The sequence below is a fragment of the Enterococcus sp. AZ011 genome, from assembly GCF_050548355.1.
Taxonomy (GTDB): domain Bacteria; phylum Bacillota; class Bacilli; order Lactobacillales; family Enterococcaceae; genus Enterococcus; species Enterococcus faecalis.
Genome location: NZ_CP172959.1, coordinates 926387 through 948987 on the forward strand (window position 1 = coordinate 926387; position 22601 = coordinate 948987).

At 38.0% G+C, this 22601-nt stretch carries 17 protein-coding genes and 1 other annotated feature; of the genes, 12 read left to right on the plus strand and 5 right to left on the minus strand.

Annotation, left to right across the window (positions count from 1 at the left end; translation table 11 throughout):
* The first annotated feature begins 57 nt into the window (after positions 1-57).
* The 6 genes from lepB (at position 58) to pheT (ending at position 12304) form a co-directional block, all read left to right on the plus strand.
* On the plus strand, positions 58-606 hold the full coding sequence (gene lepB, locus IGL36_RS04560; RefSeq protein ID WP_002358039.1) for a signal peptidase I: 549 nt from the start codon (positions 58-60) through the stop codon (positions 604-606).
* Positions 607-716: 110 nt separating this feature from the next.
* The gene (locus IGL36_RS04565) at positions 717-4307 is read left to right on the plus strand and encodes a PD-(D/E)XK nuclease family protein (RefSeq protein ID WP_002397786.1); all 3591 of its coding nucleotides are present in this window, start codon (positions 717-719) and stop codon (positions 4305-4307) included.
* The gene (gene addA, locus IGL36_RS04570; RefSeq protein WP_002405248.1) at positions 4300-8094 is read left to right on the plus strand and encodes a helicase-exonuclease AddAB subunit AddA; all 3795 of its coding nucleotides are present in this window, start codon (positions 4300-4302) and stop codon (positions 8092-8094) included. The genes IGL36_RS04565 and addA overlap by 8 nt, the downstream gene beginning before the upstream one ends.
* A 69-nt stretch (positions 8095-8163) precedes the next feature.
* Positions 8164-8508, plus strand: a complete 345-nt coding sequence (locus tag IGL36_RS04575; protein ID WP_002358035.1) for a winged helix-turn-helix transcriptional regulator — start codon at positions 8164-8166, stop codon at positions 8506-8508.
* A gap of 43 nt (positions 8509-8551) precedes the next feature.
* Positions 8552-8770: a binding site (T-box leader), on the plus strand.
* Between the two features lie 56 nt (positions 8771-8826).
* Positions 8827-9873: a phenylalanine--tRNA ligase subunit alpha gene (pheS, locus tag IGL36_RS04580; protein WP_002358034.1), complete on the plus strand. Its 1047-nt coding sequence runs from the start codon at positions 8827-8829 to the stop codon at positions 9871-9873.
* A gap of 7 nt (positions 9874-9880) precedes the next feature.
* Positions 9881-12304: a phenylalanine--tRNA ligase subunit beta gene (gene pheT / locus IGL36_RS04585; RefSeq protein ID WP_002397789.1), complete on the plus strand. Its 2424-nt coding sequence runs from the start codon at positions 9881-9883 to the stop codon at positions 12302-12304.
* A 197-nt stretch (positions 12305-12501) separates the two neighbouring features.
* Here pheT and IGL36_RS04590 read toward each other — a convergent pair whose 3' ends face one another.
* The 4 genes from IGL36_RS04590 to IGL36_RS04605 are packed head-to-tail and all read right to left on the minus strand — an operon-like array spanning position 12502 to position 15531.
* Positions 12502-13167 carry an amino acid ABC transporter permease gene (locus tag IGL36_RS04590; protein WP_002382114.1) on the minus strand — a complete coding sequence of 222 codons (666 nt, stop codon included), beginning with the start codon at positions 13165-13167 and terminating at the stop codon, positions 12502-12504.
* A gap of 11 nt (positions 13168-13178) precedes the next feature.
* A complete protein-coding gene (locus tag IGL36_RS04595; RefSeq protein ID WP_002363695.1) occupies positions 13179-13892 on the minus strand; it encodes an amino acid ABC transporter permease in 714 nt (237 codons plus the stop codon).
* A gap of 45 nt (positions 13893-13937) precedes the next feature.
* Complete coding sequence (locus IGL36_RS04600) at positions 13938-14765, minus strand: transporter substrate-binding domain-containing protein (protein WP_002360586.1); 828 nt, start codon at positions 14763-14765, stop codon at positions 13938-13940.
* Positions 14766-14799: 34 nt separating this feature from the next.
* Positions 14800-15531, minus strand: a complete 732-nt coding sequence (locus tag IGL36_RS04605) for an amino acid ABC transporter ATP-binding protein (protein ID WP_159154316.1) — start codon at positions 15529-15531, stop codon at positions 14800-14802.
* Between the two features lie 264 nt (positions 15532-15795).
* Between IGL36_RS04605 and racE the strand changes: the two genes are divergently transcribed.
* From racE to IGL36_RS04620, 3 genes are read left to right on the plus strand one after another with little or no spacing between them, the layout of a single operon-like run.
* Positions 15796-16623, plus strand: coding sequence for a glutamate racemase (gene racE, locus IGL36_RS04610; protein ID WP_002358027.1), 828 nt, complete (start codon positions 15796-15798; stop codon positions 16621-16623).
* A complete protein-coding gene (gene rph / locus IGL36_RS04615) occupies positions 16616-17971 on the plus strand; it encodes a ribonuclease PH (protein ID WP_002358026.1) in 1356 nt (451 codons plus the stop codon). The genes racE and rph overlap by 8 nt, the downstream gene beginning before the upstream one ends.
* Positions 17972-17983: 12 nt before the next feature.
* Positions 17984-18496: a metallophosphoesterase gene (locus IGL36_RS04620; RefSeq protein ID WP_002386618.1), complete on the plus strand. Its 513-nt coding sequence runs from the start codon at positions 17984-17986 to the stop codon at positions 18494-18496.
* 93 nt (positions 18497-18589) lie between these two features.
* On the opposite strand, the gene IGL36_RS04625 is transcribed toward IGL36_RS04620, so the two are convergent.
* A complete protein-coding gene (locus IGL36_RS04625) occupies positions 18590-19354 on the minus strand; it encodes a DeoR/GlpR family DNA-binding transcription regulator (protein WP_002381990.1) in 765 nt (254 codons plus the stop codon).
* Positions 19355-19547: 193 nt separating this feature from the next.
* Between IGL36_RS04625 and ulaG the strand changes: the two genes are divergently transcribed.
* From ulaG to IGL36_RS04640, 3 genes are read left to right on the plus strand one after another with little or no spacing between them, the layout of a single operon-like run.
* Positions 19548-20615: an L-ascorbate 6-phosphate lactonase gene (gene ulaG, locus IGL36_RS04630; protein ID WP_002358022.1), complete on the plus strand. Its 1068-nt coding sequence runs from the start codon at positions 19548-19550 to the stop codon at positions 20613-20615.
* A gap of 17 nt (positions 20616-20632) precedes the next feature.
* The gene (locus IGL36_RS04635) at positions 20633-21091 is read left to right on the plus strand and encodes a PTS sugar transporter subunit IIA (RefSeq protein ID WP_002358021.1); all 459 of its coding nucleotides are present in this window, start codon (positions 20633-20635) and stop codon (positions 21089-21091) included.
* Positions 21092-21103: 12 nt separating this feature from the next.
* Entirely contained in the window at positions 21104-22591 is a 1488-nt protein-coding gene (locus IGL36_RS04640; RefSeq protein WP_002361608.1) for a PTS ascorbate transporter subunit IIC, read from the plus strand.
* Positions 22592-22601 lie beyond the last annotated feature (10 nt).

The following is a 22601-nucleotide window of genomic DNA, read 5'->3' on the forward strand; positions in this document are numbered from 1 at the left end:
GGATTGATTTACTTTGTGGTAGAATATGAGACATAAGATAATAAGGTTTTTGGAGGAATGAGTTTGAAATCAAAAGAATTAATTAAAACAGTCGTCTTTTTTGCCTGTTTAGCTTTGGGTCTGTTTTTACTGAGACAATTTGTATTTACGCCTGTCGTAGTGAGAGGTCATTCAATGGATCCAACGTTAGCAGATGGTGAACGGGTAATTACATTAAAAAACACAGAAATTAATCGTTTCGATATTATTACTTTCCCAGCGCCAGATGAACCAGATAAAAATTATATTAAACGTGTGATTGGTTTACCTGGAGATACAATTGCGTACAAGGATGATACGTTGTACATCAATGGAAAAGAAGTTGACGAACCCTATTTAGATGAATTTAAAAAAGCCTTAACAGATGGTCAACCTTTGACAGGCGATTTTTCATTAAAAGAAAAAGTACCAGCAGATAGCTACTTTGTTTTAGGTGATAATCGACGGAATTCAAAAGACGGTCGTGTCATTGGTTTTATTCATAAAAAAGATATTTTGGGTGAAGTGAAATTTGTTATGTGGCCATTCTCACGGTTTGGTCCAATACCAGAAGTGTCAAAACAATAAAAGATACAATGAGTAAAAGAGAAGGACGGAAATGTGTAAAAACAAACACATGTTTCCGTCCTTCTTTTGTGGTAAAATAAAGGCAGTGCAAAGGAAAAGGATGTGAAACCATGAGTGTGCAGTTTATTAGAGGAACCGCTGTGGCAGATTTAGAAGCGCCACTTATACAGGCGACAAAACAATGGCTAGAGGAAGACGCACAGCATGAAGTATTCTATTTAGTCCCGAACCATATTAAGTTTGAGCAAGAAATTCAAGTCTTGCAAAAGTTACGTCAATTACAGACAACTACGTCTGATTCAATAACCAGTACCCGTCTGCAGGTTTTTAGTTTTTATCGTTTGGCTTGGTACTATTTACAACATACACCTTTTTACTCGGCAGATGTTTTATCTGATGCAGGCGCTGCGATGATTTTCCGCAAAATTTTAGTAGAAGTAGAAGAAGAGTTAAAAATTTTTAGAGGTGAAATTAACAAGCCTGGCTTTATTCAGCAACTATTTCAGCTTTATCAAGAAATGCGCGAAGGCAATATTGAGATTGCGGAGCTTTATCCATTTTTAGAAAAACAAACGGAGAACCCTAAAGGACAAGATTTACAACTTAAGTTTCAAGATTTAACGTTAATTTTTACACGATTCCAATTACAAATGAGTCAGTATGGCTATGAATCAGCGGAGATTATTCAACATTTAAGCGAGTATTTACAAACGGTTGATTTGTCGAATGTTCAATTCGTTATTTCAGGCTATCAGCAGTTTACTGCCAGAGAATTAAAGTTGATTGAAGTACTAATGGCGCAAGCAGGTTCTGTGAAAGTAGCCCTCTTATTGGACAAACAATATCCGCATGACTTACCTGATCCGCGGTCGTTATTTTATGAAGCGGGACAAACCTATCATCAGCTTTATCAACTAGCAAGACAGAAGCAAATCCCGATTCTTTCAGATTATGTGGAAAAGAAAGAGGTATTAATTACAAATCCAGACTTGCAAGGATTAAATGATTATTGGATTCAATCGCAAGAACACCTGCCTCCATTAAGCACAACTGACTGGAGGGGCGATGGCTTACTTCTGTGGCGTGCTGAAAACGTTAAAGAAGAATTAACACATGTTGCAACCGAAATTCGCCGTTTAGTGGTGGAAGAAGGGTATCGGTACAAAGAAATTCAGGTGTTGACTCGTGATTTAGATTGTTATGAAAATTTATTAGAACCGATTTTTGCGGAACACGAGATTCCTGTTTATGTCGACCGAGATATGGCTATGGATCGGCATCCTTTAGTCGAATGGATTGAATCTTTATTTGCTATTCATTCGTACAATTATCGTTATCGCGATGTGCTCCGTTTTTTGAGAACGGAATTATTTATGCCAATGAATCAACTCGCTACTTCTGAAGAAAGCTTGACTGATTGGTTAAACCAACGGAACGCTTGGCGCAGAAAAGTTGATATTACCGAAAATGTGGTCCTGGCATACGGCTATGAAGGTTATTATTGGTCGCAAGAAAAAGATTGGGAATTTATTCGGTATGATTTTGAAGCGGAAGAGCAAGAAGATGTCGCTACGATGGAAGAAGAGTCAAATGCGATTCGTCAATCGCTTCAACGGCTGCTACCTAGTTACTTTCAAGCAATGATAAGTGCCAAAAATGGTTTGGAAGCAGCGACCGTCTTCTATCACTTTTTACTGCAAAGTGGTGTGGCAACACAATTAAAAATGTGGCGCTTACAAGCTATCGAAGCTGGTCAACTAGAAACAGCTCGTAACCATGAACAGACTTGGGATGCATTGATGTCGTTACTAGATGAATACGTCACTGTTTACGGAGAAAGTTCGTTTGATTTTACAACGTTTCAAGAAATATTTGTTAGTGGCTTGGAAGGTTTGCACTATAGTAAAGTGCCGACAGCGATTGACCAAGTACAAGTTCGCGCAATGGATTTAACTCGACCTGGCGCTGCCAAGGTTACTTTTGCTATTGGGATGACGGAAGAAATTTTTCCACAAAAGATTGAAAATAAAACACTATTGTCTGATGAAGAACGTCAGGCAATCAATGATACTTTAACGGAAAACCAATATTTACGTGGGACAACCGGACGCAAAATTGCGCAAGAACCTTATGTTGCGTATCTCGTCTTTTCTTCAGCGCGAGAACGGTTATATTTAACCTATCCAAGTGTTAAAGACACCGCTCAAGAAGTCAAACCGTCTCCTTATTTTAAAAATATCCAAAAAGATTTAAACTTGCCCGTTTTTGAAAAAAATGAAACAACCATTTTCGATGATGAAACGACCAGTTTATCCCATATTAGTACGTATCGGACGTTAATCGGTGAATTAACGCGTTTGAAAAGACAACGGAAAGAAACACAAGAAGGATTGTTGCCTTTCTGGTTAAATATGGAAAAAGCGCTAATGAACCAATCAATTGCGCCGCTAGCCAAGCAAGTTTTCGAAAGTTTAACGCATCAAAATATTCCTGAAAAGATTGATGAGGTCTTAGCAGAACCTTTATATGGTAAAGATATTTATACATCTGTTTCTCGGATGGAGAGTTTTTATCGGTGTCAATATCAATACTTTTCTCGCTATGGCTTACGTTTGAAAGAAAGAGATGTCTTTGGGCTTTCACCAGCAGCTACAGGAGAATTTTTCCATGAAGCATTGGATCAGTTCTTTAAATTATTGATTATGAATCAACGGAACTTATCTGAATTAACCGATCAGGAAGTCAATTTATTGGCGGAGGAAGTACTAAATAGTATTTTAGGGGATGCACGTTTTTCTGTATTAACGACCTCTAGTCGCATGAACTATATTCGCTATCAATTGAGTCAAACAATTAAAAAAGTCAGTTGGGCGCTGAAACGCCAAAGCCAACGAAGTGGCATGACGACTGTTCAAACAGAAGTGTTATTTGGCCAAATTGCCGCTAAAAAAGGAATTTCTGGTTTGGAATTACCATTAAAAAATCAAGGGAAAATTCATGTTCGGGGGAAAATCGACCGGATTGATCAATTGGTTACCCCCGAATCAACCTATTTAGGTGTGATTGATTATAAATCGAGTCACCGTAAATTTAATATGACAGAAGCGTATTACGGCTTAGCCATGCAAATGCTGACGTACTTGGATGTGGCTTTAATGGATGCTGTGCAATTAGTTGGTCAAGAAGCTAAACCTGCTGGCTCACTTTATCTGCATGTACACAATCCTACGTTATCTTATGAAGGCAAAGACGACATTGAACAACAAATGCTTAAAAAATATCAGTTTGATGGTCTTTTGATGAAAGACCCAGATTTATTGGATCATTTAGATACGAGTCTGCAAGCTAAACAAAGTTCGTTGCTGTTTCCGATTGAAGAATCAGCCAAAGAACAAATTAAACCTGGTCGTCGCCAAGAAGATAAATTTGTGACAGAACCAGAACTAGGCGCGTTGCTTTCCTATAACCGAAATAAATTTATTGAAGCGGGGAATCAAATTATTGGCGGCGAAGTTCAACTTAATCCCGCTTATCAAGGCAAGGAACGGATTGCTTGTCGCTATTGTCCGTTTCGAAGTGTCTGTGATTTTGATGTGATGTTAAAAGAAAATAATTATCATCGTATTGAGAATTTATCCAAAGAGGAAATCATGGCGCGCTTGTTAAACAAAGATGAGGAAGGAGCAACCGAAGATGAGTAAAACAATTCCACTACGTCCAGCCAATGAGCAATTCACCGACAGTCAATGGCAAGCGGTGTTTGATGGCGATGAAAATATCTTAGTTTCTGCTTCGGCTGGCTCAGGAAAAACCACTGTTTTAGTCCGCCGTGTCATTGAAAAAGTCAAAAGCGGCGTCGATATCGATCGTCTCTTGATTGTGACGTACACTGAAGCCGCCGCCCGTGAGATGAAAGAACGTATCCAAGTGGCGTTACAAAAGGCAATGAATGAAGAACAAGATCCAGAAAGAAGACGGCATTTTTCTCGTCAAATTGCTCTTTTGCCAACAGCCAATATCAGCACGTTACATGCCTTTTGTTTAACTGTTATTCGTCGTTTTTATTATTTAATTGACATAGATCCAGTTTTTCGGATGTTAACAGATGAAACAGAAACATTGTTATTAAAAGAAGATGTTTGGGATGCATTACGTGAACAATTTTATGCGGAAAATCAAGAAGAATTTTACCAATTAACAGCGAATTTTTCCAATGATCGTAGTGATGACGGACTCACTAACTTAATTTTTTCTTTTTATGAATTTGCCAAAGCCAATCCTGATCCAGAGGCGTGGATTAATGGCTTAACACCAGCCTACGAAGTAGGGGATCAGCTAGGCGAATCAACGTTATTTCAGACGTATTTAAAACCGCTAGCCGTTGAGACGTTACAACGAACTCTTCAGCGTTACGAAGAAATGGTGACCTTAACAGAGGGCGAAGAGAAACTTCAAAAGATTTGGTATTTAGCTCAAAATGAAAAGGAACAAACAAAACAATTTTTACAATTTTTAGAGAGAAATGATTTAGAAAGCGCCTATAATTTGACTGAATTGTTAAGCTTTGACCGCTACCCAACAGTTCGTGCCGAAGAGTTGAAACCGACCGCGGAACAAGCCAAACAGTTGCGAGAACAAAATAAAAAAGCGTTAAATGATTTGAAAAAGCAACTGTTTACACTTTCTCCAGATGCCATGAAACAAGTCTTGAAAGAGGCCACGCCCATTGTTCAAGAAATGGCTCACGTGGGGAAACAATTTATGGAGGCCTATGGCGCAGAAAAACGGCTTAAAAATTTAGTGGATTTTAACGATTTAGAACATTATACGTTAGCTATTTTAGCGAAAAATCAGGCAGATGGCTGGCATGCATCAGAAGCCTCGGTTTACTATCGAGAAAAATTTGATGAAGTGTTAGTCGATGAATACCAAGATATCAATCAATTACAAGAATCTATTTTGTATTGGTTGCGCCGCCCGCTTAGCGCAGAAGGAAACCTTTTTATGGTAGGAGATGTGAAACAGTCTATTTATTCTTTCCGCTTGGCAGATCCTACATTGTTTATTGAAAAATACAATCAGTATGGGCAAGGCAAAGAGGGCAAACGAATTATTCTAGCTGAAAATTTTCGTTCCCGCAAAGACGTTTTAGACTTTACGAATTTAGTATTTAGTCAATTAATGGATGAGCGAGTGGGCCAAATTGCTTACGATGAGTCAGCTGCTTTGGTTCATGGTTTTGATCAATTTTCGGAGGCGGCTGATTATTCAACTGAATTGCTAATTTATGAAAAAAAAGCAACAGAATCAGTTGAATTTCCAGAATTACAATCCCCTGAGTTGTTGATTGAAGATAAGACAGAAGGGGAACTTTACGTTACTGCTTTGAAAATTCGTGAATTAATTGACCAAAATTTCTTAATTTATGATAAAAAGCTGAAAACGGATCGACCGATTACGTATCAAGATATTGTCTTATTAACGCCTACGAAGAAAAATAATTTAACTATTTTAGATGTTTTTAAATCATTAGAAATTCCAGTTCAAGTCAATGATGCTCAAAATTATTTCCAAGCAACGGAAATTCGTACAATGATTGCCTTGCTTCAATTGATTGATAATCCTTATCAAGACATTCCTTTGGCAGCTGTGTTACGTTCACCAATTGTTGGATTAAAAGAAAACGAATTAGTGCTTATTCGTTTGGCTAATAAGGAAACCAGTTACTACGAAGCATTTTTAACGTTTAATCAAAAGATGGAACCAACCATGGAGGAAGCAGTTGTTCAGGAAAAAACTATACGTTTTGCTGAATCATTAGAAAAATGGCGGGAACAGGCTCGACGCAACCAGCTTAGCAACTTGCTGTGGACAATTTATCGGGAAACGGCCTATCTTGATTATGTTGGCGGGTTGCCTGTTGGCAAACAACGCCAAGCCAATTTATATGCGTTGGTCGACCGGGCCGCGGCGTATGAAAAAACAACCTTCCGCGGATTATTTCAATTTGTTCGCTTCATCGAAAAAATGCAAGAAAAAGACAAAGATTTAGCAGAACCAGTCGTTTTAAGTGAAGAGAATGCCGTACGCGTCATGACGATTCACGCTAGTAAAGGGTTAGAATTTCCGGTGGTATTCGTTTTAGATATGACCAAAGAATTTAATGTCAGTGATTTGAATGAACGCTATATCTTTGAAGAAAATTTAGGGGTAGGTATTCGTTATTTACAACCTGAAGAACGAGTTATGTACGATACTTTACCATTTTTGGCGATTAAACAAGTACGATTAAGAAAATTACTATCCGAAGAAATGCGGAAGTTATATGTGGCGTTGACACGTGCAGAACAGAAACTTTTTCTGGTAGGCTCCTATAAAGACCAAGCGGCGATGTGGAAAGAGTGGCTGAAAGTTGGCGATGTAGAAACACTGGTGCTACCAGCTGAAAATCGCTTGCAAAGTAAAAGTAGTTTAATGAATTGGGTTGGGATGACATTGGTACGTCATCAAAAAGCCGATGAATATCAGCAAGAAGTAGTAGTAAGTAACGTTCCGCAAGTCAAAAAGCACCCAGCTAACTTTCATATTCAGTGGTTCAACGAAGAACAACTACGAGCAGCCATTCAGCAATTACAATTGCCAGAAAGACAAGCAGAGGATTTAGCCGAAAAAGCGCAATTATCTGCTGACAAAATCAATCGTGGCCTTGCACGGTTAAGTTTCAATTATCCGTTTGAAGTGGCTACTCGGACCACCAGTTATCAGTCTGTTTCTGAAATCAAGCGAGTATTTGATGACCCCGATAACAAAGAAATTGGTAAAATTGAGGTTCGGGAAGACAATACTATTCAAGCGCAACCGTTGATTGTCAATCGAATGATTGAAGGAGATTTAAGTAAGCCTAAATTTTTAGATACGGTTCAAGCGCCCTCAGCAGCTGAAATTGGGACAGCAACCCATTATTTATTACAACTAATTGATTTAAGTAAGCAACCTTCTTACGAGGAAGTGCGAGCTGTTCAAGAACGCTTAGTGGAAAATAAATTGATTTTACCAGCAATTGCTGAAAAAATGAATCTGGAACAAATCGTGGCCTTCTTTGACACCGCCTTAGGAAAACAATTGATTCAACACCATCAAACCGTTAGAAGGGAACAACCTTTTTCTATGCTGATTGAAGCAGAAGAGCTCATTCAAAATTATCCAGAGACGACACAAGATGATTTATTAATTCATGGGATTATTGATGGCTATATCGAATTAGACAATCAATGCATTTTGTATGACTATAAAACCGATCATGTAAAAGGCACCTCTCCCCAAGCGATTTCTGAAATTGTCGAACGGTATCGCGGACAGATGAATCTTTATCGTAGAGCGCTACAAGAGGCAACGCATAAAGAGGTGTCGCACGTCTATTTAATTTTATTAAATGGAGGAGTAATTATTGACATGCAGACAGGAAATGTTGTAGATTTTATAAAGTAGAAAAAATTAGAAGCAGAAACACTTACATTTTGTAAGGAATGTGCTATACTCATTGAAGAGGTGAGGAAGATGGAAAAAGTAAAAACAGAATCGTTTGTACTTTGTCCCAAATTTGAAAAATCATTTTCAATACTTGGTAAAAAATGGAATGGTTTAATTATTGATGTTTTATTAGAACGAGGTCCTCAACGTTTTGGCGAATTAAAAGAAAAAATTCCAATGTTAAGTGATCGTGTCTTAGTAGAGCGATTGAAGGAACTAGAAGCTGAAGGAATTATCACCAAAGCTGTTCGTTGCGGTGAAGGAAATCGCTTAGAATATTTCCTGACCGAAAAAGGCGAAGACTTGCAATTAGCAATGGAACAAATTCAACATTGGGCAGAAAAATGGGTAAAAGACGAAGAATGCAGTTGACCGCAAGCAAAACTTCTTGTAAACTAAACGTAATTAAATAACTAAAAAAACAGTGATGGAAACAAGTAGTTTGAATTGACGTGTTTTAGGGAGAGTCAGCCAGAGACTGGAAGCTGATTTACACAGTCACCAAGCGAAATTCACTTCCTGAGTTTGTTTGTTTTCAAGAAGAAAGCAAACCGGTAATTGCCGTTAAATGAAATGAGTGCATGACAACAATTTGTTATGAATTAGGATGGTAACACGATAGCTCGTTCCTTTGAAAGGAATGGGCTATCGTTTTTTTTAGTTTAAATAAAAGATAGAGGGGAACGCATAATGACATTACAAGCGCAATTAGAAGCTCTTAGAGACAATACGCTCAAAGAAATCGCACAAGTTGCTACTTTAAAAGAATTAAACCAAATTCGCGTAGAAACATTAGGGAAAAAAGGGCCAATCACCGAAGTATTAAGAGGCATGAAAAACCTTTCACCAGAAGAACGACCAGTGGTGGGGGGCTTTGCAAATGAAATTCGTGATTTATTAACAGAAGCAATTGAAGCGCGCAAAGTTGTTTTAGAAAACGAAGCGTTAAATGCGGCACTAAAAGAAGAAAGTTTAGATGTAACTTTACCTGGAAAACAAATGCCTCAAGGCACACGTCATATTTTGACACAAGTTATGGAAGAGATTGAAGATATTTTCTTAGGCATGGGTTATCAAGTAGTGGAAGGATACGAAGTAGAATCCGATCATTATAATTTCGAACGCATGAATCTACCAAAAGATCATCCGGCACGCGACATGCAAGATACGTTTTATATTTCAGATGAGATGTTAATTCGTACGCATACTTCACCAGTTCAAGCTCGAACAATGGAAAAACACGATTTTTCAAAAGGTGCATTACGAATGATTTCTCCTGGGAAAGTATTCCGTCGTGATACAGATGATGCGACACATAGTCACCAATTCCATCAGATTGAAGGCCTTGTTGTCGATAAAAATGTCACAATGGGTGATTTAAAAGGGACGTTAGAAGTCATGATGAAAAAAATGTTTGGTGAAGATCGTAAAATTCGTTTACGTCCTAGCTATTTCCCTTTTACAGAACCTTCAGTCGAAGTAGATGTTAGCTGTTTTAAATGTGGCGGCGCAGGTTGTAACGTCTGCAAACATACAGGTTGGATTGAAATTTTAGGTGCGGGGATGGTTCATCCAGATGTGTTACAAATGTCAGGGATTGATCCAACAGAGTACTCAGGCTTTGCCTTTGGCTTAGGACCAGATCGCGTTGCTATGTTACGTTATGGTGTAAATGATATCCGTAATTTTTATCAAAATGATTTACGTTTCTTAAATCAATTCAAGGTAAAGGAGTAGTTGAAAAATGTTAGTTTCTTATAAATGGTTAAATGAATATGTTAATCTTTCAAACGTTACTCCGCAAGAATTAGCGGACAAAATGTCTGTGACAGGTATCGAAGTTGAGGGCGTTGCTGTACCTGAAGAAGGATTAAAGAAAATTGTTGTCGGTGAAGTAAAAGAATGTGTTCCTCATCCAAACTCTGACCACTTATCAATTTGCCAAGTAGACATCGGTGAAGAAGAATTGTCACAAATTGTTTGTGGAGCACCAAATATAAAAGCAGGAATTAAAGTCATCGTAGCATTACCTGGTTCAAGAATTGCAGGAAATCAAAAAATTAAAAAAGGTAAAATGCGTGGCGAAGTCTCTAACGGAATGATTTGTTCGTTAGAAGAGCTAGGATATTCAGACAATGTCGTACCAAAAGCTTATGCTGAAGGGATTTATTATTTACCTCAAGAAGCAGTGAATGGGACACCTGTTTTCCCTTATTTAGACATGGATGATGCGATTATTGAATTATCAATTACACCAAACCGTGCAGATGCATTAAGTATGAGAGGGGTAGCCTATGAAGTTGGCGCAATTTATCGTCAAACGCCTCAGTTTAATGATCCCAAACTCAAAGAAGATGCTTCAGATAACGTGGAAAATTACGTAACAGTGACTGTTGAAGATTCACAAGATGCACCAGCGTATCAAATTCGTGTCATTAAAGATGTGACGATTGCAGAAAGTCCTCAGTGGTTGCAAAACCGATTGATGAATGAAGGAATCCGTCCGATTAACAATGTGGTGGACGTGACAAATTATATTTTATTATTATTTGGTCAACCATTGCATGCATTTGATTATCAAAAATTAGATAGTAAAGAAATCTTGGTTCGTCGAGCAACAGCAGCAGAAGAACTAATTACATTAGATGGTGAAACACGTCAATTAACAGAAGAAAATATCGTCATTACGAATGGAAAAACGCCTGTCGGCTTAGCCGGTGTAATGGGTGGAGCTAATTCTGAAATCAGTCAAGAAACAACAACTGTGGCTTTAGAAGCGGCATTGTTCAATCCATTGTCTATTCGCAAAACGTCTAAACAATTCAATTTACGGAGTGAATCTTCAAGTAGATTTGAAAAAGGCATCAACCAAGCGACAGTTGGGCTAGCTTGTGATGTGGCAGCCGCGATGATTGCAGAGTTAGCCAACGGAACAGTGGTCTCAGGCACTGCAATTGGTTCTGAAGTGGCCGTAAAAGAAGCGCAGGTAGCTGTGACTTTAGAACGAATCAACCAATATTTAGGCACTGCATTAGATGAAGCAACGGTGAATGAAATTTTTGAAGCACTCGGTTTTGCTTATGAAGTAAATCAAGGCGCATATGAAATTACGATTCCACCAAGACGTTGGGATATTGCGATTGAAGCAGATATTATTGAAGAAGTGGCGCGCATTTATGGATATGATCATTTACCTTCAACATTGCCAAGTGGAGAAACAGTTGCTGGAAGTCTAACCAAAGCACAACATGTTACGCGCCAATTAAAGAGCTTACTGGAAGGTCATGGTACGAGTGAAGCCATCAGCTATGCGTTGACAACAGAAGAAAAATCCCGTCAATTTATGATGAAAGAAAGTCAAACAACACGTTTGCAATGGCCAATGAGTGAAGAGCGTTCTGTGTTACGTATGAACTTAATTTCTGGTTTATTAGATGATGTCGCATACAATGTGGCACGTAAAAATAATAATATCGCCTTCTACGAAGTAGGACGCGTTTTCTACCAAACAGAAGATCCAACAAAAAATTTACCTACAGAAGAAAATCACTTAGCACTTGCTTTAACTGGTAATACAATGGTTAAAGATTGGCAAACAAAAGCAACAGCCGTTGATTTTTATACAGTAAAAGGCTTAGTGGAAAGTATTGTAGCTGTTTTAGGATTAACAGAAAAAATCAGTTATCAAGCGACAACGGCGATTCCAGAAATGCATCCAGGCCGGACAGCATGGATTTATTTAGAAGATGAAGTGGTTGGTTTTGTCGGACAAGTTCACCCAACGACAGCAAAAGCGTACGATATTCCTGAAACATATGTTGCTGAATTAAACTTGCAACAATTAGTAGCCACAGAAGCAGGCGGGGTTACTTATGAAGCAGTTTCTAAATTCCCAGCAGTTTCTCGAGATATTGCTTTATTAGTCGATGAAACAGTTACCAATCAAGAACTAGTTAAAACTATTTCAGATAACGCAGGTAAATATTTGAAAGAGATTCATTTATTTGATGTATATCAAGGTGAAAAACTAGGCGCTGGCAAAAAATCAATGGCGTATAGTTTAACTTTCGTTAATGCAGAAGCGACATTAGTGGATGAAGAAATTAACCGTTCAATGGAAAAAGTTGAAAAAGCGCTAATTGAAAAACATCAAGTAGAAGTAAGATAAAATAAAAACAGGAAAGTGGGGCATAAGTCGAAATGACTTATGCCCCACTTTCTAAATCTTAAGATAATCAGCTGAACAAAAGCAGCTCCTTCGGAAATAAGCCGAAATTCTCCAAAAATTAAAGAACAATTTTCGGAAATTCCTTCTTATTTCTTGGAGCTAAACACTTTTGTCTCAGCCTCCTGTTTTTAACTACATTAATAACTTTTCGCCCAATTTCGTGATAGCCAACGTGAAAATTGCGAGATACTAAAGTTAATAATGAAATAAATTAGGGCGACGATTCCGTAAATAGTGAATACTTGTCCTGTTTGTGCGTAGCGCCCCATTAAGATATAAGATTTGCCAAAGAGTTCTTGCAAAGCAATCACGGAATACAAGAAACTTGTATCCTTGATGACAGTAACAAACTGAGAAACGATCGCTGGTAAAACATTGCGAATGGCTTGAGGCAAAACAATATGATAAAGAATTTGCCAATTTGAAAACCCTTGAGAACGCGCCGCTTCAATTTGGCCTTTATCAACACCATTTAAACCACCACGAATAATTTCCGCTAAAGCAGCGGTAGTAAACACAGTAAAACTCACAATTCCAGCAGGTGTGGATTTGATTTTGAAAATCAAAAAAATAACATAAATCCACAATAAGTTTGGAATATTACGCACCACTTCTACATAAATACTGGCAAGTAACTTCAGTGGTCCATGGGTTTGATTTCGCAAAACGGCTAGAATGGTGCCAAAAATCGTACTCAAAATAATTGAGACGAAGGAAATATAGAGCGTCAATTTTAAGCCGTTAAATAGAAATTGAAAATTATTTGCTGTCAGTAATTGACGCATTTCTTCTGAAAAAGGCATCTGTTTTCCTCCTATCTACTATATGCTTTCTTATTTTTTTCTTCCATTTTTCTAGCCAAATTCGCTAATGGGAAGCAAAGAATGAAATATAAGAAACCAGCAAGCGCAAAGGCGGGAATGTAGTTCAAGTTGACAGACGACCAACTATTGGCAGCAAACATTACGTCAGCGCCAGAAATAATGGCAACTGTTGACGTATTTTTAATTAGGTTCACTACTTGATTGGTTAAAGGCGGTAACATAATCCGCCATGCTTGTGGTAAAATCACATACCGCATCGTTTGACCATACGTTAATCCTTGGGAGTAAGCCGCTTCAAATTGCCCTCTTGGGACAGCTCCGATTCCTGAGCGAACCACTTCAGAAATGTAGGCGCCATGATAGAGGCCTACACACAGAATGGCAATCGTAGTAATAGAAAATGAAAGCAGCGGGCTTAGCAGAGGAAAACCATAATAGACTACGATAAATTGAATCAACAAAGGTGTGTTTTGAAAAAATTCTACATAGACACGACTAATTGCGTGTAAAAGTTTACTTTTGGTCGCTGATAAACTGCCAAAGAAAATGCCTAAAGCAAAGGCAACTAAGATCGCTCCTAAAGAAAGCAGAATAGTATAGAGAAATGCCTGACCAAAAATTCGCCAATCTTGAAATAAAGCTTCCCAACGATATAAGGCAAATGGCCCTTCTTCAAGCCAGGAAATATTGGCTAACAAAAACATAAAAATCCCTCCTAAAATTTTTGATTCTTCAAGTCTTAGGAATGATTAATTTTTTAAGCCCCAGTCTTGATAAATTTTTTCTAGTGTGCCGTCTTTTTCCCATTTTTCAATTAAACCATTTAGATAATCATTTAATTCAGTATTTGCTTTCTTTGTGGTAATTCCATATTCTTGTGGCGAAAAACCATCTTTTAAAATTTCTGTCTTGCCATCCACATAGCCAGATAGGATTGATTTATCCACTGAAAATGCATCAATTCGTTTAGAAGTTAACGCTGTTTTTAATTCTGGATAGGAACCTAATTCTTGATAAGTAAATTTGATTCCTTCCTCTTGCGCTTTTTTCTCTAAGTTTTCTTTTGTCGTAGCAGATTGTGCAACGCCGATTGTTTTTCCGTCTAAATCTTTCATACTGGAGAAGTTATCCTCTTTGCGCACAAGGAAACCAATCTCATCTGTATAATAGGGAGTTGTAAAATTATAAGTCTTTTTACGTTCATCAGTAATTGTAAATGTAGCAATTACCATATCTAGTTCACCATTGTCTAAAAGGGGACCGCGCGTTTTCGCTGTCACGCCCACAAATTCCACATTCTCTTCGCTGCCGGTAATTTCTTTCGCAATCAAGCGTGCAATATCTGGTTCCATTCCTTCATTTTTGTTTGTATCAGGATTCATATAGCCAAAATTAGGAATGTCTTCTTTGACACCTACTTTAATTTTCCCTGCTTTTTTTAATTGTTCTACTGTGACCGTTTTGTTTGATGAAGCACTTTTGGAAGTTGAGTCATTGTTGCCGCTACCACAGCCCACAATGATGCCTGCTAATACAAGTAAGGAGAGTCCAGCCAGCCATTTATTTTGTTTTTTCATTCCTTCATTCCTCCAATTTTTTGTTTTTTATTCATTACCCGTTATGAATAATTTTACTTAGAAATTCTTTTGCACGAGGGTTTTCAGTGCTTGTAAAGAAATGTTCAGGCGTTCCTTGTTCAATAATCTGTCCTTGGTCCATGAAGATTACACGGTCAGCCACTTGACGAGCAAAGCCCATCTCATGTGTGACACAAACCATGGTAATATTTTGTTTGGAAAGATCGACCATTACATCTAAAACTTCTTGAATCATTTCTGGATCAAGTGCCGAAGTCGGTTCATCAAAAAGGATAATCTCAGGATGCATATTTAAGGCACGAGCAATAGCGACCCGTTGTTGCTGCCCGCCAGAAAGCTGCGAAGGATAAGCAGAAGCTTTATCAGCCAAACCGACTCGTTCTAAATACTCCATGCCAGTAAGAACCGCTTCGTCTTTGGAAACGCCCATCACTTTAATCGGTGCTAACGTTAAATTATCAATAATCGTTTTGTGAGCATATAAGTTAAAATTTTGAAAGACCATGGCAACTTTCTGGCGAACCTTTTGAATCGGTGCTTTCGGTTTGGTGATGTCAATGTTATCAATTACGACGGAACCATCATTGACTTTTTCCAATTGGTTCATACACCGAATTAATGTACTTTTGCCAGAGCCAGAGGGTCCGATAATGACAATTTTTTCTCCTTGCTCTACATTCAAAGTAATATCTTTTAAAACGTGATGCTCCCCAAAATACTTATTTACATGTTCTAAAGAAATCATAGGCAGTCTCCTTTGCAATCATTTGGTAGAAAAGATAACAGAGGATTCGGTGAGAAACGTGTTATTTAAATTAAATTAACCAAATGTATTTCTAATTGTATTCTCAATGTTAGGAATTATAACATACAAAAAAATGAATTACTAGTTTTTTAATCGAAAAAGATTTCCTTCAAAAAAAGAAATAAATGAGAGCAAAACAGGAAAAATTGACAATAGTCCTTAAAAAGTAGAAAATAAAGGCAGTGAATAAAAGGCAAAGGTAGGATGAGAATGAGCAATCAAGAAGCCATTGGATTAATTGATTCTGGCGTTGGTGGATTAACTGTTTTAAAGGAAGCGCTAAAGCAATTACCAAATGAACGATTAATTTATTTAGGAGATACAGCCCGTTGCCCATATGGTCCACGACCAGCCGAACAAGTCGTTCAGTTTACTTGGGAAATGGCCGATTTTTTATTGAAAAAACGAATAAAAATGCTAGTAATCGCATGTAATACCGCGACGGCTGTCGCATTAGAAGAAATTAAAGCTGCCTTGCCAATTCCAGTTGTTGGTGTTATTTTACCTGGCGCACGAGCAGCCGTTAAAGTCACAAAAAATAACAAAATTGGTGTCATAGGTACCTTAGGGACAATCAAAAGTGCTTCCTATGAAATCGCCATTAAAAGTAAGGCACCAGCAATTGAGGTGACTAGTTTAGCTTGCCCTAAATTTGTCCCCATTGTTGAAAGTAATCAATATCGTTCTTCCGTAGCAAAAAAAATTGTGGCAGAAACACTTCAAGCACTACAATTAAAAGGACTTGATACGTTGATTTTAGGTTGTACCCATTACCCGTTGTTACGTCCGGTGATTCAAAATGTGATGGGGAGTCATGTGACATTAATTGACTCAGGAGCCGAAACAGTTGGCGAAGTCAGCATGCTTCTCGATTATTTTGACATTGCCCACACGCCTGAAGCGCCTACACAGCCCCATGAATTTTATACAACTGGTTCTGCAAAAATGTTTGAAGAGATTGCAAGCAGTTGGCTTGGTATAGAGAACTTAAAAGCACAACAGATTCACTTAGGAGGAAACGAAAATGATTAGACATGATAGTCGTGCACCAAAAGAATTGCGAAAGATCACTATTGAAACCAATGTTTTTAAACATCCAGAAGGTTCGGTGGTTATTTCGTTTGGCGATACAAAAGTAATTTGCTCAGCCACTGTCGAAGAAAAGGTTCCCCCATTTTTACGAGGCGCGGGAACAGGTTGGGTAGCAGCTGAATATAGCATGCTCCCTCGCGCGACGAACACAAGAAATATTCGGGAAAGTGCGAAAGGAAAATTAACAGGGCGAACAATGGAGATTCAACGTTTGATTGGGCGGTCATTGCGAGCTGTTGTTGACTTAGAAAAGTTAGGGGAACGGAGCATTGTTGTCGATTGTGATGTGATTCAAGCAGATGGGGGAACCCGTACTGCTAGTATTACAGGCGCTTTTGTTGCTCTACGCTTAGCAGTTAATCATTTATTGATGACTGGTGCGCTAGCGGAAGACCCAATTAAAGAGCATTTAGCTGCTGTCAGCGTGGGTATTTTACCCGATGGTTATTGTGTGCTGGACTTAGATTACGCAGAGGACTCGAATGCTGCAGTGGATATGAACATCGTGATGACCGAGTCTGGTGAATTTGTGGAAATTCAAGGAACGGGTGAAGAAGCTACCTTCTCAGGAGATGAGTTAAATGCCATGCTCTTTTATGGAAAAACAGGGATCGAGGAATTAATTGCGTATCAGAAAGAAGCGCTTTATGCTTTAGCCTCTGAAGAAGTCCCTTCGCAAGATTCAGAAGAGAAAGTGATTGTCATTGCAACTAGAAATCCTGGTAAAGCGAAAGAGTTTAGTTCAATTTTTGGTGAAAAAGGATATACAGTTAAGACGTTATTAGATTATCCGAATTTGCCAGATGTAGAAGAAACTGGTCGAACATTTGAAGAAAATGCTCGTCTAAAAGCTGAAACAATTGCAGAAATTTTACAGAAACCAGTATTAGCAGATGATTCAGGATTAATTGTTGATGCGTTAGGGGGAATGCCGGGAATCTATTCTGCTCGTTTTGCTGGTGAGCCAACTAACGATGCTTCAAATAATGCGAAACTACTACATGAGTTAACGGGCGTGCCAAAAGAAAAAAGACAAGCGCGTTTCCATTGTACATTGGTTTTTGCTGAACCAAAGAAAGAAAGTCTGGTGGTCGAAGCTGAATGGCCAGGAGAAGTCGGTACGATTCCTCGTGGTGAAGGAGGCTTTGGGTACGATTCACTTTTCTATGTTCCAGAGCTTGGTAAGACGGCAGCTGAATTGTCTGGAGAAGAGAAAAATAAAGTCAGTCATCGTGGACAAGCAGTGGCAAAATTAAAAGAACAATGGGAAGAATGGCTAAAAAAATAGGAGTTGAAACGTATGAAAATCTTGGTAGTAAGCGATAACCATGGCGATCGCGACTGTTTGGTTGACTTAGTGAATCATTATGAAGGACAAGTCGATGCACTCTTTCACTGTGGTGATTCTGAATTAGAACCGACAGATGAACTTTGGCAAAAATTCATTGTAGTGCAAGGAAATTGTGATTTTTATGATGAATTTCCCAAAACTGTGACTAAAAAAGTGGGGGATCAAGTTATTTATATGACACATGGTCATTTGGCCAATGTTAGAATGGGGCTCACGACACTTGCTTTACAGGCGGAAGAAGCAGGAGCGACAATTGCCTTATTTGGTCACACTCATGTACTCGGTGCAGAGCGACACAATAACATTCTCTTTGTTAATCCGGGAAGTATTCGTTTACCTCGTGGACCAGTTCAAGAGAAAACATATGCCATAATTGAAAGTACACCTGAACAATATCTCGTTCAGTACTATAACAAAGAGCACCAACCATTGGAACGATTAAAGGCAACGTTTACGAAGTAAGTGAATGTTAAGAAATAAGTGCTACTTTTTTATTTATCAGATTTTGAGCGTAGGACAAAAATCTCTTTTTGATTTTTGTCCTACGCTCTTTTTTTAGTCGACTTGGATAACCTTTAAGCCGGTCTTACGAAGTTCTGTAATTAAAGTTGATGAGCAATGTTTGTCTGTAATCAAACAATCAAAAGCGGTAATATCAGCAATTTTAAATTTAGATGTCAAGCCGATTTTTCGATGGTCCGCGACCAGAATTTTTACTTTTGTTGTTTGTTTTATCATAAGCTCATTAATTTTTGCTTCATTGAAAATTTTTGTAGTGACGCCATGTTCTAAACTGACCCCGCTACAGCCAATTACGCAAACATCGGCATGCGTTGCGGTGATTGTGTTAATGGCAATATCTCCTACCAGAACTTCTTTGGGAAAACGTAATTCGCCTCCGGTCAAAATATAATTGTATTGAGAAACATGAGGCTTGGTGGCAATTTTTAAATTATTCGTTACGATGGTCAGATGGTCGGCCTTTAAATAATGGAGAATATTCAAAGCAGTGGAACTTGAATTGATGAAAACGGTATCATAATCACTTAGATAGCTACAAGCAACACGAGCAATGGCTTGTTTTAATAACTCCGGTCCTGATTGATCAAAGTCTTTCTGATTTTGGTCGTTGTAAATACAATACCCATATTTTCGAATGATGTCATTCTTAGTTTCTAAGACATTTAAATCACGACGAATTGTGCTTAAGGAAACATTTAAAACATCTGCTAATTTATAGGTAGTCATTTGTTTGTTTTTTTGCAGCAGCGCGAGAATGTTTTGTTGCCTTTTTTCAATGGTTTCTAATGAACTTTTCAAGTAATACAACCTCCTTTAGTTATTTTTTTGGACACGGTCCCCCATGAAATAGTATAACTCATAGGAAAACAAAACACGTAAAAGAATCATTAAAAGTGCAAACAATCATATAAAAGGGTTTTCATTGTGATTTTTTGCGGCTATGATTTTCTTATAAAGCATAACACAATCATTTGAGAAGAGGAGTGGTAGCATGAGCAAATCGATTCATGAAATTACAAAAGAAAGTTGGTTGAAGGCGACATTTCCAGAATGGGGCACTTATTTAAACGAAGAAATTAATCAGACAAATGTGCTTCAAGGAACGGTTGCACTCTGGTGGCTTGGTTGTACAGGCATTTGGCTGAAAACGCATGAGAACACGAATATTTTATGTGATTTATGGTGTGGAACAGGAAAACAAACGCACGGGAACGGCTTAATGAAAAATGGCCATCAAATGATGCGCATGAGTGGTTGCCAAAAAATGCAACCTAATTTAAGAACACAACCTTTTGTGATTGATCCTTTTGAAATAAAAGAGGTAGATGCTTTAGTTGTCACACATATTCATTCAGACCATTTGGATATTCACACAGCTGCTGCTGTTCATCAAAATTGTCCTAAGGCTCTATTTATTGGTCCAAAAGAAGTAGTGAAAACATGGCAGCGTTGGGGTGTTCCGTCAGAAAAAACACGGGTTATAGAGCCTGGTCAAGAAATAAAAGTGAATGATGTGAACGTATTGGCCTTGGAAGCTTTTGATCGAACCGCGCTAATTACTTCTGATGATCCTGAAAATACATTTAAAGGTAAAATGCCTCAGGACATGAATGAACTAGCTGTCAATTATCTATTTGAAACCTCAGGTGGTACGGTATATCACGCCGGAGACTCTCATTATTCTAACTTGTTTGCGAAACATGGTAATCAATATGCAATTGATGTTTGCTTAGGAGCATATGGCGAAAATCCTCGCGGTATCACAGATAAAATAACTTCTGTTGATATGTTGAGAATGGCAGAATCTTTAAATGCGAAAGTAGTCATTCCTGTTCATTATGATATTTGGTCTAATTTTATGGCGGATCCAAAAGAAATCATGGAAATTTGGAAATTTAAAAAAAATCGTTTACATTATCAATTTAAACCATATATTTGGCAAGTGGGTGGCAAATTTGTTTATCCAGATGACAAAGACAACTTAGAATTTAACTTTGATCGTGGCTTTGATGATGTTTTTGTTAAAGAAAATGATACACCATTTCCTTCATTCTTGTAAGAAAGGCTGGATGTACAATGTTAACTTATTTTTGGGAGCAAGAGCTTATTCATTACCCTGATAAAGAACCGGTTAGTTGGCAAGAGGCGATTCAGGAAAGTTGTTTGATTTTACTCCAAAAACACATCATCGATCAGAGTTACGTCGATGAGATTATCCAGTGTGTCGAAACGTTTGGACCTTATATCATCATTGCTCCTGAAGTAGCCATGCCACATTCATCAGAGGAAAGCGCAGGCGTTTTTGGAACGGCCATTTCTTTTACAAAATTTAAGCAAGCAGTCACTTTTGCTGGCGATCAAGAAGCAAAAACAGCAACATTATTTTTTACATTGGCAGCCCAAAATCCCGCCGAACATCTTGAAAATATTCAGCAATTGATGGATTTATTGATGACGGATGGCGTGATTGCTGACTTGTTAGAAACAAATACGCCAATGGATTTTAAAGAAGTTATGGAGAAATATCAATTATAGGGGGAAAAATCAATGGGGGAGTTCTTGTTAAATAGTTGGACTTATTTTGCTACGAACGTTTTAACACAGCCAGCATATTTGATTGGTTTCATCGTGTTATTAGGTTATCTCTTGTTACGGAGGCCCTTTTATGAATGTTTAGCAGGTTTTCTGAAAGCGACAGTTGGTTATTTTATTTTGAGTGTTGGTTCTGGTGGTTTGGTTAATAATTTTCGCCCTATTCTAGTAGGCTTGAAAGAGCGATTTAATTTACAGGCAATGGTTACCGATCCATATTTCGGGCAAAATGCAGTCGATGCTGGATTGATGAAAACCTTTGGACGAACCTTTGGTGATGTGATGATTTTGTTATTGATCGCATTTATTATGAATATTTTGTTGGTTCGTTTTCAAAAATATACAAAATTGAGAGCCGTTTTTACAACAGGGAATGTTCAGATTCAACAAGCAGCTACCGCTTTCTGGATTTTACTCTTTTGTTTTCCTAACTTAGGTAGGATCGAAGTACTAATTTTTATGGGCTTAATTCTTGGGTGTTATTGGGCAGTTGCTTCAAATTTAACGGTAGGGATTACGCAGGAATTAACAGAAGGTGCTGGTTTTGCGGTAGCCCATCAACAAATGTTTGGCATATTTATTTTTGCAAAATTAGCAGAATGGTTGAAAAAACGTGATCAAAAGAAACATCGTTCAGAGAAGGTCGATAAAAAATTGGAAGATATCGAATTACCAGGATTTCTATCCATTTTTAATGAAAATATGGTTGCTACGTCCATTTTGATGCTCTTTTTCTTTGGCATTATCTTGCTTGTTTTGGGACAAGATTATTTAATTCAAGCTAAATTTATGCAAGAAGGGCAGAGTTTCTTCTTTTATATCATGACCACTTCATTAAATTTTGCTGTCTATTTAGCTATCTTACAATTAGGCGTTAGAACCTTTGTTGACGAGTTGACGCAGTCATTCCAAGGGATTTCAAATACCATTTTACCAGGCGCTGTTCCTGGGATTGACGTAGCAGCGACTTTCGGGTTTGGTTCGCCCAACGCAGTAACAATTGGGTTCCTCTTTGGCGCATTAGGCCAGTTTTTAATGATTGGCTTACTGATTCTATTAAAGTCTCCGACAATCGTTATTGCGGGTTTTATCCCATTGTTTTTTGATAACGCTGTCATAGCTGTTTATGCAAATAATCGTGGCGGAGTAAAAGCTGCTTGTTTATTCCCATTCCTTTCAGGTTTAATCCAAGTAGGTGGCTCAGCTTTATTTGCTACATGGATTGGATTATCTCAATATGGCGGTTATTTGGGCATGTTCGATTGGGCAACAGCTTGGCCGTTATTTACAATCATTATGAAAGTTCTAGGCTATGTTGGCGTAGCAGTGGTGGTGATTGGGTTACTAATAATTCCGCAACTTCAGTATCGGAGAAATCCAGAAGGTTACTTTATGATTGTCAATGATTATGAACAATATGCTAAAAAATTTCAAGAGAATTAAAGGAGGAATT

Bases quoted from the DNA above. Each gene is read 5' to 3' on its own strand.
- IGL36_RS04590 (WP_002382114.1), bottom strand. From the start codon at position 13,167: ATGCCTTTTTCAGAAGAAATGCGTCAATTACTGACAGCAAATAATTTT.
- IGL36_RS04565 (WP_002397786.1), top strand. From the start codon at position 717: ATGAGTGTGCAGTTTATTAGAGGAACCGCTGTGGCAGATTTAGAAGCG.
- pheS (WP_002358034.1), top strand. From the start codon at position 8,827: ATGACATTACAAGCGCAATTAGAAGCTCTTAGAGACAATACGCTCAAA.
- IGL36_RS04605 (WP_159154316.1), bottom strand. From the start codon at position 15,531: ATGATTTCTTTAGAACATGTAAATAAGTATTTTGGGGAGCATCACGTT.
- rph (WP_002358026.1), top strand. From the start codon at position 16,616: ATGATTAGACATGATAGTCGTGCACCAAAAGAATTGCGAAAGATCACT.
- IGL36_RS04595 (WP_002363695.1), bottom strand. From the start codon at position 13,892: ATGTTTTTGTTAGCCAATATTTCCTGGCTTGAAGAAGGGCCATTTGCC.
- pheT (WP_002397789.1), top strand. From the start codon at position 9,881: ATGTTAGTTTCTTATAAATGGTTAAATGAATATGTTAATCTTTCAAAC.
- IGL36_RS04600 (WP_002360586.1), bottom strand. From the start codon at position 14,765: ATGAAAAAACAAAATAAATGGCTGGCTGGACTCTCCTTACTTGTATTA.
- addA (WP_002405248.1), top strand. From the start codon at position 4,300: ATGAGTAAAACAATTCCACTACGTCCAGCCAATGAGCAATTCACCGAC.
- IGL36_RS04635 (WP_002358021.1), top strand. From the start codon at position 20,633: ATGTTAACTTATTTTTGGGAGCAAGAGCTTATTCATTACCCTGATAAA.
- IGL36_RS04575 (WP_002358035.1), top strand. From the start codon at position 8,164: ATGGAAAAAGTAAAAACAGAATCGTTTGTACTTTGTCCCAAATTTGAA.
- ulaG (WP_002358022.1), top strand. From the start codon at position 19,548: ATGAGCAAATCGATTCATGAAATTACAAAAGAAAGTTGGTTGAAGGCG.
- IGL36_RS04640 (WP_002361608.1), top strand. From the start codon at position 21,104: ATGGGGGAGTTCTTGTTAAATAGTTGGACTTATTTTGCTACGAACGTT.
- racE (WP_002358027.1), top strand. From the start codon at position 15,796: ATGAGAATGAGCAATCAAGAAGCCATTGGATTAATTGATTCTGGCGTT.
- IGL36_RS04620 (WP_002386618.1), top strand. From the start codon at position 17,984: ATGAAAATCTTGGTAGTAAGCGATAACCATGGCGATCGCGACTGTTTG.
- lepB (WP_002358039.1), top strand. From the start codon at position 58: ATGAGTTTGAAATCAAAAGAATTAATTAAAACAGTCGTCTTTTTTGCC.